This is a genomic window from Pseudomonas sp. Irchel 3A5 (genome assembly GCF_900187575.1).
Lineage (GTDB): Bacteria > Pseudomonadota > Gammaproteobacteria > Pseudomonadales > Pseudomonadaceae > Aquipseudomonas > Aquipseudomonas folii.
The window spans coordinates 1-16,779 of sequence record NZ_FYDU01000007.1 but is presented as its reverse complement, the minus strand read 5'-3'; the positions used below and the strand labels follow the sequence as shown (position 1 = coordinate 16,779).

The following is a 16,779-nucleotide window of genomic DNA, read 5'->3' as shown; positions in this document are numbered from 1 at the left end:
TCGCCAACAAGTTGGCTCCTACCGGACTTCGTCAAACCTACAAATCGTAGGCAATCGGCAAATCAACCAACCCATCAATGAATTTGGTCGGGCCGTTGGCGTTGGGGTTGATGTCGAACTGGAAGATCTCGGTCGGCAGCCACAACGTCGCGCAGGCATTTGGAATATCGACAATGCCGCTGATATGTCCCTGCACTGGCGCCGAGCCAAGCAACGCGTAACCCTGAGCCGGTGAATAGCCGAACTTGGTCATGTAATTGATGGCATTCAGGCACGCCTGGCGATACGCAATATTGACGTCCAGGTAATGCTGCTGGCCTGATTCGTCCACCGAGATGCCTTCGAAGATCAGGTATTTGTTGTAAGTGGGCACGATAGGACTCGGTTTGAACACCGGATTCTTGATGCCGTATTTCTCCATGCCACCCTTGATGAGCTCGACGCGCATGTGCACCCAGCCAGCCATTTCGATGGCGCCGCAGAAGGTGATTTCGCCGTCGCCCTGACTGAAGTGCAGATCGCCCACTGACAGGCCTGCGCCGTCTACATACACCGGGAAGAACACTTTCGAGCCTCGGGACAAATCCTTGATGTCGCAATTGCCGCCGTGTTCACGAGGCGGCACGGTCCGAGCACCGGTCGCGGCCGCCATATCCCGGGCCGGGCCTTTGAGCTTGCCCAGGTGCGCAGTTTTCGCATGGGGCGGGTTGGCCAGTGGCGGCACGCGGGTCGGGTTGGTGTCGATCAGTTCCTGCTCGCGCTTGTTCCACTCGGCAAGCATCTTGTGATCCGGCAGACAACCGATCAGGCCCGGGTGAATCAGCCCGGCGAACTCCACGCCGGGAATGTGCCGGGAGCTGGTCATCATGCCCTTGAAGTCCCAGATGGCCTTCTGTGCCGACGGGAAATGATCAGTGAGAAAGCCACCGCCATTCTGCCGGGAGAAAAATCCGTTGAATCCCCACTGGGAATCCGCCCGCGCGCCGATGTCCAGCAAGTCCACGATCAGCAGATCGCCCGGCTCGGCGCCATGCACACCAATCGGCCCGGACAGGTAATGCACGGTGGACAAGTCCACGTCGCGCACGTCGCTGGCGTCGTCATCGTTCTTGATCGCGCCAGCGGTCCAGTCATAGGTTTCAAGGATGAAGTCATCCCCCGGCTTGACCCACGCGGCCATCGGAATGTCCGGGTGCCAGCGATTGTGGATGTTTTCGTTTTCGGTGGCTGGCTGGTTGAGGTCGACTTTGATCAGCGTTTCGGTCATGGCGTTTCTCCTTCAGGAAAGATGGCTCAGTCGAGGGCAAGGTGGAGCGCCACCCCGGCCGCTCCCACATGGGAATGGGGTGTAAATGTGGGAGCGGTGCTTGCCCGCGATAAGGCCGGACAAAAATTCACAGCGAACTAAACCGACAAATACCGACTGATCGTCGCTTCATCGACATTGGCCCGGGTCTCTTCAATCACGAATCGGCCTTTCTCGATCACAAGGAATCGGTCAGCGATTTCCAGGGTGAACGACAGCACTTGCTCGGAGACCACAATGGTCAGGTTGCGCAACGTGCGGATCTCTTTCAGGTTGCGGGCGATGTCTTTGATGATCGACGGCTGGATACCTTCGGTTGGCTCATCGAGCAACAAGACCTTGGGGTTGGTCGCCAGCGCTCGGGCAATCGCCAGTTGCTGTTGCTGTCCCCCGGACAGGTTGCCGCCACGTCGGCCGCGCATGTCGTAGAGCACCGGGAACAACGCGTACAAGTCTTCCGGCACGATGCCGCGAGCCGATGCCGGCAAGCCGGTCTGAATGTTTTCCAGCACGCTCATGGCCGGGAAAATCATTCGTCCCTGCGGCACATACGCCATGCCGTGCTCAACCCGCGCATGGGTTTCCATGGCCGACACGTCCACACCCTCGACCTGCACCTGCCCGCCCCATTGCGGCAGAATGCCCATCAGACTCTTGAACAACGTGGTCTTGCCCATGCCGTTGCGGCCCATGACCGCAACGATTTCCTGCTTCTCGACACTGAGGTCCAGGCCATGAAGGATCTGGCTCTGGCCATAACCACACGCCAGCTGATTGATCTTGAACATGCCGCGCTCCTGATTAGTGGCCCAGATAAACTTCAATGACTTTCGGGTTGTTCTGCACCGACTCCATGCTGCCTTCAGCCAGCACCTTGCCCTGATGCAGCACCGTGACCTTGTGGGCGATGCTTTTGACGAACTCCATGTCGTGTTCGATAACCAGCACCGAACGGCCCTGACTGATGCGATTGAGCAGCTCGGCGGTCTGCGAACGCTCGCTGACGCTCATCCCGGCAACCGGCTCGTCGAGCATCAGCAATTGCGGGTCCTGCATGAGCAACATGCCGATTTCCAGCCACTGCTTCTGGCCGTGGGAGAGCAAGCCCGCCTGCTGCTCAAGCAGATCACCAAGGAAGATGTCCGCGGCGACTTCCCTGACCCGCGCAACCACTTCTCCAGAGCGCTTGAAAAACAGCGCACCGAACACCGAGCGCCCTGCCGGAAAAGACATTTCCAGGTTTTCGAACACGCTCAAGTTGTCGTAGATCGACGGGGTCTGGAATTTACGACCGACCCCGGCACGGACAATGTCGTACTCGTGCATTTTGGTCAGTTCCCGGCCCTCGAACTGGATGCTGCCGCCCGTAGCGCGGGTCTTGCCGCAGATCAGATCCAGCACCGTGGTCTTGCCCGCACCGTTGGGGCCGATCACCACTCGCACTTCGTTGCGGTCGATGTACAGATTGAGGTCGTCCACCGCCTTGAAGCCGTCGAAAGACACCGTCAACCCTTCAATCGCCAGCACCGGTTTGTTCATTTGAAAGCCAGTCGGGCTGTTCATGGCTGAGTCTCCAGTGGCGTGACGCTGGCTTTCGGCATGGCCTGTACCGGTGTGATATGCGGCTTTTCAAGCACCGGCGCAGGTTTGCCGCGTACTCCGGCCAGCCATTTGCGGCCATGGCTTTCCCACAAACCGGCCAGACCATTGGGGAAGTACATGACGACCGCGATGAACAGGCCACCCATCAGATACAGCCAGAGCTCAGGGAAAGATTCGGAAAAGTAGGTCTTGCCGTAGTTGACCAGCAGCGAGCCATACACCGCGCCGAGCAAGGACATACGCCCGCCCACGGCAGCAAAGATCACCATTTCGATGGAGGGCACGATGCCCACGAAGGACGGCGACATGAAGCCCACCTGCAAGGCGAACATCGCCCCGCCAATGGCCGAGAACGCTGCCGCTACGCAGAACACGAATATCTTGAAACTAGCCACGTCATAGCCGGAAAAACGCACCCGTTCTTCCTTGTCGCGCATGGCCATCAGCAGTCGACCGAGCTTGGAGGCGAGGATGAATTTGCCGATCAGAATGCAGACCTGCAGCAGCCCGGCATTGATGAAGTACAAGGCCAGTTTTGCGCCGTCGCCACGGATGTCCCAACCCAGCAGGGTCTTCAGGTCGGTGATGCCGTTGACGCCGCCGGTCAGCCCTTGCTGGCCGATGATCAGCACCGTGAGAATGAGTGCAATGGCCTGGGTCACGATGGAAAAATACACGTCGCCCACCCGGCGTTTGAACATCGCCAGACCGATCACCAGGGCGAGAATCACCGGCACGCCGATCACGGCAATGACCGTGAACGTGAAGCTGTGAAACGGCACCCACAACCACGGCAGTTCGGTGATCTGGTTCCAGTCCATAAAATCCGGAATGCCGGGGGTGGACTGGATCTTGGTGCTTTCCGGGTCCGATGCTTCCAGCTTGAGAAACATCGCCATGCAGTAACCGCCAAGACCGAAGAACACGCCTTGGCCGAGACTGAGAATCCCGCCGTAGCCCCAGCACAACACCAGGCCGACAGCGACAAAAGCGTAGGTCAGGTATTTGCCGACCATGTTCAGCCGGAAGGCGTCCAGCGTCAGCGGGAACACCACCATAATCAGCGCGGCCAGGATCAGCAGGCCAACCACGCCTTGCTTGCCGCCGAGCATTTTGTTCAGAGCATTCATAGGGCCGCCTTATTTTCGTGCACTTTCATTTACGGACCTTGCTGGAAAACAACCCTTGCGGGCGCATCAGCAGAATCAGGATCACGGCTGACAGGGTCAGGACCTTGGCCATGGAACCGCTCATGAAGAATTCGGAAATCGACTGGGTTTGAGCGATGGCAAATGCCGAGGCGATGGTGCCAAACAGGCTCTGCGCACCACCGAAAACCACCACCAGAAAGGTGTCGACGATGTAAAGCGAACCCGCAGTTGGCCCGGTGGAGCCAATGGTGGTGAACGCGGCACCGGCTACACCGGCGACACCGCAGCCGAGCGCAAACGTCATGCGGTCGACCTTGCGGGTATTGATCCCCACCGCCCGGCTCATGATCCGGTTCTGCACCGTGGCGCGAACGTGCAGGCCCCAACGGGTGCGGTACAGCATCAGAAAAATCATCGCAGTGAGGAGGATGGTCAGGCCCATGACGAACAGGCCATTACGCGGAATCTCGATAGCATCGCTGAGGCTGACCGAGCCCATCAGCCATTCAGGCGGCGTGGCGCTGACTTCCCGGGCACCGAAGATCGAACGAAAGGCTTGCTGCATCACCAGCGACAAACCCCATGTAGCGAGCAAGGTATCCAGAGGACGATGGTACAAACGGCTGATCATCACCGATTCGACCACCCAGCCGATGGCACCGGCCACCACGAACGACAACGCGATGGCGAAGAAAAAGTAGTAAGGCTGCATGGACGGCATGTACTGCAACGTCAGGCTGGACATCACGTAAGTGGTGTACGCACCGATGGTGAGGAACTCACCGTGGGCCATGTTGATGACGCCCATCTGGCCAAAAATAATCGCCAGCCCCAGGGCCATCAGCAGCAGTACACAGAACACGGATAACCCGTTGAACCCCTGCATGGCCGCGATGGCACCAAATTCCGATAGCCACTGCATGGTGGTCCCTCCCTAGGGATTTGATGATTTCGAGATAAGTGGTTGGGGACCACAGCGGCAAGTGGTGAGCTGCAAGCTGCAAGCTAGAAGCGGGTCTTCGTCGTTTCTGCTTTCTCTTGCAGCTTGAAGCTAGCCGCTACCGCGCAGCGGCTACTGATAACCCTTCGGAAACGGATTCGGCTCGATCAGGTCTGATTCGTAGATCACCTTGAACTGGCCGTCGCTCTGTACTTCACCGATGCGGGTCTTGCTCCACAGGTGGTGGTTTTCGTGAACTTTGACGTAGCCTTCAGGTGCGGTTTTCAGCTCGATGCCAGGCGACGCGGCGACCACTTTGTCGATGTCGAAGCTGCCGGCTTTCTCTACCGCAGCCTTCCACAACCATGGGCCCAGATAAGCGGCCTGGGTCACGTCGCCCATCACCGAGTCCTTGCCGTATTTGGCTTTGAAGGCGTCCACAAACGCTTTGTTGTTGGGGTTGTCGAGGCTTTGGAAGTACTTCATGGAGGCATAGAAGCCCTTCATGTTTTCGCCGCCGATGCCCAGCAATTCGTCTTCGGTCACCGACAGGGTCAGCAGGTTCTGTTTCTCAGCCGTGACACCCGCCGCTTTCATCTGTTTGTAGAAGGCAACGTTGGAGCCACCGACCACAGCGGCAAATACCACGTCAGGTTTTTTCAGCTTGACCTTGTTGATCAGCGAACCGAATTGAGTGTTGCCCAGCGGGTAGTAGTCCTCGCCGACCACAGTGCCTTTGAGCACGTTTTCAATGTGCTTGCGGGCGATCTTCATGGAGGTACGCGGCCAGATGTAGTCCGAGCCGATCAGGTAGAAGGTCTTGGCGCCTTTGGTCTTGGCGATCCAGTCCAGGCTGGCAAGGATTTGCTGGGTGGCTTCCTGACCGGTGTAAATCACGTTTTTCGACTGTTCCAGGCCCTCATAAAAGGTCGGGTAGTACAGCAGGCCATTTTCTTTTTCGAATACCGGCAACACGGCTTTGCGCGAGGCCGAGGTCCAGCAGCCGAACACTGCTGCAACCTTGTCGCCGACCAATAGCTTCTTGGCTTTTTCGGCGAAGGTCGGCCAGTCAGACGCGCCGTCTTCCTGCACGACTTTGATCTGCCGGCCGAGGATGCCGCCCGAGGCGTTGATCTGGTCAATGGCCAGACGCTCGGCCTGGATTGAACCAGTCTCGGAAATCGCCATGGTGCCGGTGGCCGAGTGCAGTTGGCCGACGGTCACTTCGGTGGCGGTCACCGCAAGTCCGGTGGTGTTGGCGTCATCGGCCATCGCCGCTTGTCCGAACACCCCTGCCGCCATCAGCGAAAGCGCAGCAGCGCCCAGCGTCAATCGACGTGGCAAAAACCTTTTGGCGCCTGTCAGTCGTGAATCCATGTTCCCGCTCCTGTGCTTGTGGGCTCCCACAGTCCGCAAGGCACCGTGGCGAGGTAGCGGCAAGCATGAAGTCGGCGAACAAAACCCGGTATACGCACCATGACGTACCGGGCTACGTCATTTGACGTAGGGTCGGATTGCGTAAAAAAGTGGATGATTGCGCGGGCTTGTGCGGGATATAAACGATAACGCGGTGAGCCGTTGAGCTACGTCTCATGTATCGTCGGAATGCCGCCCAGACCAAGCACCGCTCCCACAGGCTTTGCACCATTCTGCAGGACTGGTTTCAGGCGGGATGGAGTCATTCCAGACGACTAATTTTCAGCAGGTTTACGCAGAACCTGTGAGAGCGGTGCTTGCCCGCGATACATGAGACGTAGCTCAACGGCATACGGCGTTATCGTTTATCGCGCCAAAGTCAGGGACAACGGAGGTTCAACTCACAGGCACGGAAGTTGCTGTCGGCAATTCAATAACCTTTCAGGAAATCAACCGTGCGACCCTCCGGCTCCCAACGCATCGTCAAGGTACGTCGCGATTACAACAGCCTGGTCGCCGACGAGACCATGGAGGATTACGCCTTACGTTTCACCCCGAAATCCTTCCGCAAATGGTCGGAATTTCGCATCGCCAATACCGCCGTCGGGGCGATTTCGTTTTTGGCGCTGGAGGCCATCGGCGGTGCGCTGGTGATGAGTTACGGCTTCACCAACACGTTATGGGCTATCCTCGCCACGGCGCTGGTAATCTTTCTGACCGGCCTGCCCATCAGCTATTACGCGGCCCGCTACGGCGTGGACATGGATTTACTGACCCGCGGCGCAGGTTTTGGCTATATCGGCTCGACCATTACCTCGCTGATCTACGCCAGCTTCACCTTCCTGTTCTTTGCCCTCGAAGCGGCAATCATGGCCCTGGCCATCGAGCTGTATTTCCAGATCCCGCTGGCCATGGCCTACGTCATCTGCTCAATCATCATCATTCCGCTGGTGGCGTACGGCATCACTCTGATCAGCCGTTTGCAGATGTGGTCGCAGCCGTTATGGCTGACCTTGCTACTGGTGCCGTACATCTTCGTTATCTGGAAAAACCCCGAAGCGCTCACTGACCTGACCACCTTTGCCGGGCGCGAGGGCGAAGGTGGCACCTTCAACCTGCTGTTCTTTGGTGCAGCGTTCAGCGTCGCGCTGTCGTTGGTGACGCAAATCGGCGAACAGGTCGACTATTTACGCTTTCTTCCGGAAAAGACCCGCAAGAATCGCAAACGCTGGTGGGCCGCACTGTTGATGGCAGGTCCCGGCTGGATCATCCCCGGTGCGCTGAAAATCATGGCCGGTGCCTTTCTGGCCTTCCTCGCCCTGCAACACGAAATCCCCATCGAGCGGGCCGCCGAACCAACGCAGATGTATCTGGTGGCGTTTCGTTACGTGTTCAGCTCCCCGGAATGGGCCCTGGCGGCCATGGTGCTGTTCGTGATCATTTCCCAGATCAAGATCAACCTGACCAATGCCTACGCCGGTTCTCTGGCCTGGTCGAACTTCTTTGCCCGCGTTACCCACAGCCATCCGGGCCGTGTGGTGTGGCTGGTGTTCAACGTCGCCATCGCCCTGATCCTCATGGAGCTGGGAGTGTTCGACGCCATCGAACAAGTGCTGGGCCTGTACGCCAACGTCGCGATTGCCTGGATCGGCACACTGGTGGCAGATCTGGTGATCAATAAGCCGCTGGGTTTCTCCCCGAAACACATCGAATTCAAGCGGGCGCACCTGTACGACATCAATCCCGTCGGCGTCGGCGCCATGTCGATTGCCTCGCTGCTGTCGATCTGTGCCCATTTCGGGGCATTCGGCGAACTGGCTCAGGCCGCCCCGCCGCTGATCTCTCTGACCACCGCGTTGATTGCCGCACCGTTGATCGCCTGGTGGACCCAAGGCAAGTACTACATCGCCCGCACCAGCGACCCGCTGCAACTCTTCCCCCTGGGCCAACAGACCAGCCTGCGTTGTGGCCTGTGCAGCAACGAATTCGAGACGCCGGACATGGCGTACTGCCCGGCCTACAGCTCGCCCATCTGCTCGTTGTGCTGTTCGCTGGACGCCCGCTGCGCCGACCAGTGCAAGAGCCGCGCGCGGCTGTCGATGCAGTTCGAAGACGTGATCAGCAAACTGCTGCCGAAACTACCGTTGCAATACCTGCATACCCGCCTGGCGCAATACCTCGGCTTGCTGACCGTTTTGCTGCTGATCATTTCCGGGGCGCTGGCGGTGATCTACGGCCAGGTTTCCCACAGCCTGATTGACCAGTCCCCTGCCGTGCATCACACGCTGTTTCTCGCCTTTCTCAAGGCGTTTTTCACACTCTGCGTGTTTGCCGGCATTCTGGCCTGGTGGGTGGTATTGACCCGGGAAAGCCGTCGCGTCGCGCTGGAAGAATCGGACCGCCAGACAGCCTTGCTCATGCAGGAAATCGACGCCCACGACAAAACTGACCAGGCGTTGCAAAAAGCCAAGGAAGCGTCCGAAGCAGCCAACGCCGCCAAGAGTCGTTATGTCACGGGCCTGTCCCACGAACTGCGCACCCCACTGAACAGCATTCTCGGCTTCACCCAGATCCTCCAACGCGACCCGGCAACCCCGGCCCATCAGCAAGACCCGCTGGCGACCATCCTGCGCAGCAGCTCGCACTTGCTGTCGTTGATCGACGGCTTACTCGATGTCGCCAAAATCGAGGCCGGTAAGTTACGCCTTGAACCGTCGGAAATTCTCTTTCAGGAATTCCTTCACGATCTGGAACAAATGTTTGCCCCGACAGCGCGGGAAAAAGGCCTGACCTTCCGGCTCGATGTGGAAGGCCGCATGCCAGCGGTGGTCCGCGGCGACGAAAAGCGCGTGCGGCAAATCCTCATCAACTTGCTGGGCAACGCAGTGAATTTCACCGACAGCGGCGAAGTCTGCCTGCTGGTCAGCTACCGCCGGGAAACGGCGATTTTTGACATCATCGACACCGGCATCGGTATTGCTCCCGAGCAGATCGACCGCATCTTCCAGCCCTTCGAACGCGGCGGTCTGGTACGTCAGGACAACGGCGTCGGCCTGGGACTGACCATCACCCGCATGCTCACCTCGTTGATGGGCGGCGCGTTGTCCGTCACCAGCCAGCCCGACGAAGGCACACGCTTTCAGGTCCGGCTGTTTCTGTCCGAAGTGCGCGTGCCCAAAGCGGTAATCCATGTGGATCACGACGTCATGGGTTATGAGGGGGAGCGGCGGCTGATTCTGGTGGTGGACGATCACATTGAGCATCGCAAAGTCATCAGCGGCATGCTCACGCCGTTGGGCTTTGAAGTGGCCCAGGCGGCGAATGGTCAGGAAGCGATTCGTCAGGTGTCACTGCTGCACCCGGACCTGATTCTCATGGACCTCTCGATGCCCGACATGGACGGTTGGGAGACCAGCCGCCTGATCCGCCGCAACGCCCTGTCTTTGGCACCGATCATCATTATTTCCGCCAACGCCAACCCGTTTGCCGATGACAAGGAGCGCAGCCTGCCGGATGTCTGCAACGACTATCTCGCCAAGCCGGTACACATCCAGCAACTGCTGGACCGCATTCAACACCACTTGCAACTGCAGTGGTTACGTCGTTTGCGCGCGGTGTCTGTGCTCAAAGCGCCGTGGACCCTGCCGCCCCGTCAGGACTTGCTGGATCTGTACGAGCTGTGCGGCCTGGGTTATGTGCGTGGCATCCAGGCCAAACTCGATGCCATCGAGCGAGAAAGCGTCACCAGCGCCAGCTTCATCGCCGACCTGCGAACCCTTGCCAAAGGCTTTCGTCTGGATGAACTCAGCCTGCAACTGAAGGAGGCCCTCAATGAACGCCCCGATACAACCTGCTGACAACGGCGTGATTCTGATCGTCGACGACACCCCGGATAATCTCGCGCTGCTCTCCGACGCGCTGGATGAGGCCGGTTACATGGTGCTGGTGGCGCTGGACGGCAGCAGCGCCCTGAACCGCATTCAACGCCGACGCCCGGACCTGATCTTGCTCGATGCCATGATGCCCGGCCTGGACGGCTTCGAAACCTGTCGCCGGATCAAGGCGCAGCCGGAAAGCGCAAACATTCCGATCCTGTTCATGACCGCCCTCACCGACAGCGAACACGTCGTCAAAGGCTTCGAAGCCGGAGCCATCGACTACGTGACCAAACCCATCGTCTGCGACGAAGTCCTGGCCCGGGTCGCCTCCCATCTGCGCACCGCACGCATCCTGCAATCTGCCCGCAACGCATCACAATCCGCCAGCCTGGGCTTCGACGACAAACCCGCCTACGGCAAACTCTCCAGCCGCTTCCAGCTCACCGAACGAGAAATCGAAGTACTGCGCTGGGTGTCCTGCGGCAAGACCAACAAAGACATCGGCGACATCCTGCAACTCAGCCCGCGCACGGTGAACAAGCATCTGGAACATATCTACATAAAGCTGGGCGTCGAGACGCGTACGGCGGCGACTTCGGTGGCGCTGGCGGCGATGACGGATCGGGTTTGATTGCCAGTAAATGTCTGTTTACCTGTCCTCTATCAATTGGCAGGCAGAACGGAAGTCCAGCTTGTTCTTTTTCCTGTTCATGGCCTGCTCAACCACTTTTGTCGCGCGTTGCAGTTCCGGGCTGGGTTTGGCCCATTGGTCTGGAGGAATAGGCGCTGACCACTCGCGGACTTTTTCCGGGATATCCGGAGTGCCTGCTCTATGACCCCATTCGGCGATCATATAGGGCATTTTCCAGAAGCTGAGTACACGCCAGATGTACCAACGGCGTAGGGGCCAGCGGGTACGTGGGGAGAAACCAATCTCAGCACGGCGCTCATCGCTGAAGCTGCAGTGCAGACCCCCTTCTTCCTCTTTCAAGAGTTTTTCGACTTCCCAGGTGTGCAGGCCCTCATAAGGACGAAGCTCATATTCCGTATAGGCGCGGCCATGGGAAAGACGTTGCCACACATCGTATTCGTCCTCGGGCACGCCATGTTCCATATATTGCCGAATGGCTTCCCAGGTCCCTATGGCGTGGGCCTGGCTGGGTTTGCCAAGCAACAAAGGCTGTACCATTTCCGTCTTTTCATTTTCCAGCGCAAGACCAAAGGTAAAGAAGACCGTGGCCCCGTATTGGCTAACCATCTCCCCTTGCGACACCCAGGCCGTTACCTTTTCCCAAGGCACTATCAGGACTTCGTGGGTATCGCTGCTGACATAGCAGACTTCTCGACGCTGACGATTGAAGCGTAATGGGTACTGTCTTGCTTGTTCTCGGGTTTGGGAAATTATGGTATGGACAAAAATCCCCACCATTAGACATACCCCCGGCAGATAATAGGTCCAAACAACTTGAAGTCCCAAAATTAAAATTCTGGAGAACATGTTGCTGGGGCTCTCCACGCCAAAAAAATAAATAAACGTCGCAATCCAAACAGGTATTCCAACCAGAATAATGATTGCAATCCAAATAACCCAAGCAAGTAACTTTGCCTGCCACACCATGCCTCTATTATCTCCACCTACTTGAAGGTATACATCGTTCACTTCCGAGAAATCATGAATACTCACCGGCAACTGGCCGGTATAAACCGGTAAGGGAGCCAGATACAGGGTTTCCTCGAAAGCCGTCTTGCGAACTTCACCGACTTTGGGTCGCAAGGTATCTAAATCATGATCCGATGGCGGTGGGTGGTCGGCTTTGCGTTTAAACAGTTTACCTAGCATTAGGCTTTACCAGATCAATATCCCTAAGCAGCCAGGGCTCTGAGGGCTTAAGTTGCCTCGACTCTTCTGTTTCTGCTTTATAGGCGAAAGTGCCGATTCGCTCCTGCCAACGGTTCTCGATCAACCTGCGATGCAGATCCACCACGTAAAAGGTAGAGCGGTGAGTAATAGTGCGGTGCTCTTCAAGCTCATAGCTGACCGCCAAGGCCAGCCCGAAGTAATCCGTCATCAACGGGCGCAGATCCAGACACAAAACCAGCGCCGCATCAGGACGATCAACACGCCTAAACTGGCTGACCAGTACCTCGGTGCATTTCGACCAATAAACAGGATTTTGCAGCCCCCGTGAAAGGCCCGGCTCCTTCTGGCGCTGATGAGCTTCGATCCAAACGTTGCGACGATCCAGGTCCGCACTGCGGATGCCCGGAAACGTCAGGCGCAACTCGACACTGTGCCGGGTACGCACCAGCTGGCATAAGGGTTGCTGAACGATCCCGGCCAGCTTCCCCCAGCTTTCATCGAGAGTCAGGCCAAGATTCTCCCGCCCCCAGATACTGCCTCTAACCCACTTTTTCAGTGAGTCGAGATTGAAGTAGTTGTACAACGCCTCCCCGGAAAGCTGAAGGCCGGTGGCAGCGATACCGATCAAATTTGCTCTGGCTGCAATGCCGACCAGCGAAGAACTGTGCTGCGCCCAAGACAGCGCACGCAACTTTGCAGGCTCACGCATGATTCTTCGGGTTATAGAGGCGGTGTGTTTAAGCGCCCACCCATTCGTCCCAACCAATACTATGTCGCCACTCATTTGCAACGAGGTCGCAGCAAGTTTTTTGCCGTCACCTTCTGCTAATGCGTTTGACCATTGTTTAGTATGCTTACCGAAATCGGCAGATGCCGCAGCCACCCCGAAACCAAAAGCGCCCAAACCGGTGAATGCAGACCACTTACCCAAGCGACTCAAGGTATCGAGCTTGCCACTTGCACTGTACCTCTGGCTGATATGGGCTTGCAGCACGTTAATCGATATGCCTTGAATCGCTGCAAAACCAGCAGATGACATGGTAATCCCTGCATCTGTTAAATCAATTAGGTCTCTCCACCCGAGGTCTTCTTTCGATGAGATCTTTGAGTAAACCTCAATAAATTTAATTGTTTGAATCAAAAACAGCACCGCTGCAATCTGATCCCCCTTCGACGTCAACAACCCACGTATCGGCTCCTTAAAGGTCCCAGTCCTTCGATAGTCACTGACAGTACGCTGCATCTCCTCCAAAAGTTGGGGATCCATATTGCCGAGCGCCAGCCCGAACTTTCCTGCTCCACCACCAGGCGTCAGTGCCAGACTCAGGCGCTCCTCAATAGGAGCCAGTTGGTACTGGAGAGCACCAATATGCTCATTAATACGCTTGCGAGAACCCAAAGGATCTGCATCATTAGTTTTGTGCCTGAGCATTTCGCGACGTTCTTTATATAGCTCCTTCATCTCTTTTCGAAGGGTCAGTGCTGCGCGGCGATCGCGATCAAATTGATCGTACTCGGAGGTGGAAGCGATGCGAAGCTGCAGTCCACTGGAAGCATAGGCACTGAGTAAGCGCAAGCGGGCTACGGAACCGATTTTACGAATAAAACTGTTTGGGTCGATTGACCCATTGCTGTGGAAATCTCTTCGAATAAGATCAAATTGATGGGCCATTTTCATCTGTCGCGCCGGATCATAGGCATTACCTAACAAACTCCTCAAACCCGTAAATTGAGTATTCAGATTGTCGTAGTTAGGCAACCGCTGGCGCATCAGGCTGTTGAACTGATTGGCCAGCAAATCCAGGTCGCGAACCACCGCTGGAGCGTCGCTGAGCTTGATGCTGAAGTTAATCAGCTCGGCGAGCTTTTTCTGCACGTCGGTTTGGTTTGCCAGATTCAAGGTGTCGAGACCCGGGATCTGGACCAGCGGGTTTTTCTCCAGGTAGTAGTGCAGTTGCCGAACTGACGCCTCATCGTCACAGATCGCCGCCACGCAGTTGAACTCCCGCTCCAACCGGTGCTGGATTTGCTCGCTCTGGCGGAAATCGTAATACCACGCGGCGCGATGGAAGTGACCTTCGACAATCATCTTGAGGCGGTCGGCACGGACTCGCTTGAGCTGGCCGTGCCAATGACTCAGTAATGTCTGCTGCTTGAGCATGAAGCTTTGCATCGCCTCACGATGCACCAGTTGATCGATACCCCGCTCGCCGATTTCCTTGCCACCCAGCGCATGCCACGTATCCATTTCCAGGTCGGTGATTGCAGGTTGATGGGTTTCCCAACGTAGCTGCCCGAGACTGTCACGGAGTTCAACCGTGGCCTTGGCCAACGGATTGCTTTGCGCCTGATTGCGCCAGCTTTGCTCGTCACCAAAGATTGCCGGACCGCGATAGTCGCGCTTCACACGCAGGTATTCGTAGAGCTTTTCCCGCTCCGCGTCGTTAGTGTCTTCGATCAGTGCTTCGTACCGCGGGTCGGTACTGCCCAGCTTCTCCAGACGCTTCTGATTCACCTCATACATGGCCTGGATGTAAGCGCCCGTCAGGTATCGATGCTGAGTGTTTTCATCCTCGCTCCACTGGCCAATCCAGTCAGCCAGTTTGAGTTGTGCCGCCGCCAGATCGAGCATGATGCCGATATCATCGCGAACCACCATAAATAGAAAATCATGTTTGTGTGCCGCATTGACCTGGCTTGTCAGTTCTTCAATCCAGGTGCTGCGAAACAATGCCTCATGCTCCCAACTGTAAGGGATGCTCTCATCCGGGTTTGCGCCATCAGGCAAGTCTTGATTGGGCAGGGTTTCAGCAGTTTCGGCGAGCCATTGGCGTGCCTGCTTTTCATTCAGCAGATGTTTTCCCGCATCTGCGCATTGCACCTTTTCAAGGCTGACGCGCTGCATGAAGTGTTCCCGCTCAGGCAATTGTCCGATGACCTGAGAGCACTTATATGCCGTCCACTGAAACTCTGAATACGCTACAAACAGCGTGCTATTCCGAGGGAATACCAACTCGGGTTCGCCGATCGAGTGAGTTCGGATATCGGCGCTGACCTCTGCTCCTTTCCATAGAAGTTTGCTTAACGAGCCTTGTTCTATTCGGTACTCATGCAGGTAGCCGCTGGCGTCATCGACGATGTACAAGTAGCCGTCGCGTAGCAGGCGGATACCGGTTCTTCGGCTTTGCAAGTGGTGCGGTATAGAAAAGCTTCGGGGTGGCTGCAGGTTTTCCACAAGGCCGTACCGAAGGGGCAAAAACTGGAGGGTGCGCTTCATCAATGGGCACATGCCACCTGCGTCAAGTTCATCGACGTGTTGCGCGTTGGCCGTCAGGTTTGCCAGATGACCGCGAGGGGTCTGGAGGTCAGTCATTGGGTACTCCGCTGCGCCGCCAGGGTGGCTGCTCGATCGACACGCTGATGAGGTGTCAGGTCAGATTTTCTGTTCAGCAGCTCCACGATATCCGGATGGGATTGAAGCCCTTCATCGCCCAAAAAACCGAACACGTTGGCGTACAGCCATATTTCTCGCCGGGTTCGAAAACCGCGTTCAATGGCTGATGCAACAAGCTGGTGAATACGTTCAAGGCGTTGCTCTGGAGATAAGTCAGCCAGGTACTCCGGGAAGAAACGGCTCATATGCGAATAGAGCTGATTGACAGACACGCGATAGGCAACCGTCTGGAGGGCAGCCCATTGCTCGTCGTTGGGTATGAACGACTCAACAGGCCGTAATGACGGTCTTTCTCCCGGGCGCGGGTATTGCCGCCATCCTGGTAAGGGGTACTGAGTGACCAATACCGTTTGACAGGGTCCGAAGAGCTCCGCGTCCGGATGGTGTTCCGGGGCAAAAATCGCATGCGCCACATCAGGAGAGGAAATACGCAAATACATATCGTCATGCTCTGCAGGACGAATACTGGTCAACCAGCGCATGTGCGCTAACAGGTCGTCCCACGAACCATCACTGACAAGCAGGTATCCCCAGCTACCGGCCGTGTTGGCCAGAAACTGCTGAAGTATCGGGTTCTGATCATCGCGTATGCGAACGAGACAAGGGGAAAGCTGACTGATACAAGCCCATCGAGTACCGTTGTAGAGCACATGAGCTTCCGGGGCCGGGGACCACTCATACAGACTGCGAAGGAGGTTTTCGACCTGAATGGCATCCAGAAGGAGGCCGACAGGCTTATCCCAAGTGAAGTCATCCGGCAGCGTAATGGCGGACGTCACTGATTGACCGTGCATGGCAAACCCTTGGCCAAAGAAAGCGCAGGACTTTGCCGTTTAACGGACCGGGAGTCAGTCGGGGATATGCGAGAGGTGTTGTGGGATATTTCAGATGCGAACGAAGGCTCTGTCTTGATAGGCAGGTGAATCTGGATTCCTTTGGTAAGGAGCCGTCATCGCTGGCTCTCGTACACTCGGCAAGCGCCTATCAAAAAAATAGCAATCTGATTTGAAATGCTTTTCTGTAGCAACTGTGTTCTCAAGCCAGATGCGCGCCAGCCTGCAAGGCTTCGCGCATCCTTGCGTTGAGCATGGTAACCAGTTTACGAGCAGCGGCCACGAGGGCCACTTTCTTGGGTTTACCATTGGCGACCAAGCGTTGGTAAAAGGGTTTT

General features: G+C 56.8%; 11 protein-coding genes. 2 read left to right on the top strand and 9 right to left on the bottom strand.

Features of this window, described 5'->3' with window-relative positions; genetic code table 11:
* Positions 1-37: 37 nt before the first annotated feature.
* The 6 genes from fmdA to urtA form a co-directional block, all read right to left on the bottom strand.
* Complete coding sequence (gene fmdA, locus CKW31_RS12780) at positions 38-1,267, bottom strand: formamidase (RefSeq protein WP_027898416.1); 1,230 nt, start codon at positions 1,265-1,267, stop codon at positions 38-40.
* A 137-nt stretch (positions 1,268-1,404) separates the two neighbouring features.
* Entirely contained in the window at positions 1,405-2,094 is a 690-nt protein-coding gene (urtE, locus tag CKW31_RS12775; RefSeq protein ID WP_095095244.1) for an urea ABC transporter ATP-binding subunit UrtE, read from the bottom strand.
* A gap of 13 nt (positions 2,095-2,107) precedes the next feature.
* Positions 2,108-2,869: an urea ABC transporter ATP-binding protein UrtD gene (gene urtD / locus CKW31_RS12770; protein WP_095095241.1), complete on the bottom strand. Its 762-nt coding sequence runs from the start codon at positions 2,867-2,869 to the stop codon at positions 2,108-2,110.
* Positions 2,866-4,038 (bottom strand): urea ABC transporter permease subunit UrtC, encoded by a 1,173-nt coding sequence (urtC, locus tag CKW31_RS12765; protein ID WP_095095238.1) that lies wholly within the window; start codon positions 4,036-4,038, stop codon positions 2,866-2,868. Before urtC ends, urtD begins: the two co-directional genes overlap by 4 nt.
* A gap of 25 nt (positions 4,039-4,063) precedes the next feature.
* Entirely contained in the window at positions 4,064-4,981 is a 918-nt protein-coding gene (gene urtB, locus CKW31_RS12760) for an urea ABC transporter permease subunit UrtB (protein WP_176469875.1), read from the bottom strand.
* Between the two features lie 150 nt (positions 4,982-5,131).
* Entirely contained in the window at positions 5,132-6,376 is a 1,245-nt protein-coding gene (gene urtA, locus CKW31_RS12755; RefSeq protein WP_095095236.1) for an urea ABC transporter substrate-binding protein, read from the bottom strand.
* Between the two features lie 494 nt (positions 6,377-6,870).
* On the opposite strand from urtA, the gene CKW31_RS12750 reads away from it, so the two are divergent.
* Together CKW31_RS12750 and CKW31_RS12745 are read left to right on the top strand one after the other, a co-directional pair.
* Positions 6,871-10,272 (top strand): ATP-binding protein, encoded by a 3,402-nt coding sequence (locus CKW31_RS12750; protein WP_095095233.1) that lies wholly within the window; start codon positions 6,871-6,873, stop codon positions 10,270-10,272.
* Positions 10,247-10,924 (top strand): response regulator, encoded by a 678-nt coding sequence (locus tag CKW31_RS12745; protein WP_095095230.1) that lies wholly within the window; start codon positions 10,247-10,249, stop codon positions 10,922-10,924. Before CKW31_RS12750 ends, CKW31_RS12745 begins: the two co-directional genes overlap by 26 nt.
* Positions 10,925-10,942: 18 nt before the next feature.
* Here CKW31_RS12745 and CKW31_RS12740 read toward each other — a convergent pair whose 3' ends face one another.
* Genes CKW31_RS12740 through CKW31_RS12730 form a run of 3 tightly spaced genes read right to left on the bottom strand, consistent with a single transcriptional unit; the run spans position 10,943 to position 16,402 of the window.
* On the bottom strand, positions 10,943-12,133 hold the full coding sequence (locus CKW31_RS12740; RefSeq protein WP_095095227.1) for a DUF6708 domain-containing protein: 1,191 nt from the start codon (positions 12,131-12,133) through the stop codon (positions 10,943-10,945).
* Positions 12,123-15,527, bottom strand: coding sequence for a toxin VasX (locus tag CKW31_RS12735; RefSeq protein WP_095095224.1), 3,405 nt, complete (start codon positions 15,525-15,527; stop codon positions 12,123-12,125). The genes CKW31_RS12740 and CKW31_RS12735 overlap by 11 nt, the downstream gene beginning before the upstream one ends.
* Positions 15,524-16,402: a DUF4123 domain-containing protein gene (locus CKW31_RS12730; RefSeq protein WP_095095221.1), complete on the bottom strand. Its 879-nt coding sequence runs from the start codon at positions 16,400-16,402 to the stop codon at positions 15,524-15,526. Before CKW31_RS12730 ends, CKW31_RS12735 begins: the two co-directional genes overlap by 4 nt.
* Between the last annotated feature and the right edge of the window lie 377 nt (positions 16,403-16,779).

Bases quoted from the DNA above. Each gene is read 5' to 3' on its own strand.
- fmdA (WP_027898416.1), bottom strand. From the start codon at position 1,267: ATGACCGAAACGCTGATCAAAGTCGACCTCAACCAGCCAGCCACCGAA.
- urtE (WP_095095244.1), bottom strand. From the start codon at position 2,094: ATGTTCAAGATCAATCAGCTGGCGTGTGGTTATGGCCAGAGCCAGATC.
- urtD (WP_095095241.1), bottom strand. From the start codon at position 2,869: ATGAACAGCCCGACTGGCTTTCAAATGAACAAACCGGTGCTGGCGATT.
- urtC (WP_095095238.1), bottom strand. From the start codon at position 4,038: ATGAATGCTCTGAACAAAATGCTCGGCGGCAAGCAAGGCGTGGTTGGC.
- urtB (WP_176469875.1), bottom strand. From the start codon at position 4,981: ATGCAGTGGCTATCGGAATTTGGTGCCATCGCGGCCATGCAGGGGTTC.
- urtA (WP_095095236.1), bottom strand. From the start codon at position 6,376: ATGGATTCACGACTGACAGGCGCCAAAAGGTTTTTGCCACGTCGATTG.
- CKW31_RS12745 (WP_095095230.1), top strand. From the start codon at position 10,247: ATGAACGCCCCGATACAACCTGCTGACAACGGCGTGATTCTGATCGTC.
- CKW31_RS12740 (WP_095095227.1), bottom strand. From the start codon at position 12,133: ATGCTAGGTAAACTGTTTAAACGCAAAGCCGACCACCCACCGCCATCG.
- CKW31_RS12735 (WP_095095224.1), bottom strand. From the start codon at position 15,527: ATGACTGACCTCCAGACCCCTCGCGGTCATCTGGCAAACCTGACGGCC.
- CKW31_RS12730 (WP_095095221.1), bottom strand. From the start codon at position 16,402: ATGCACGGTCAATCAGTGACGTCCGCCATTACGCTGCCGGATGACTTC.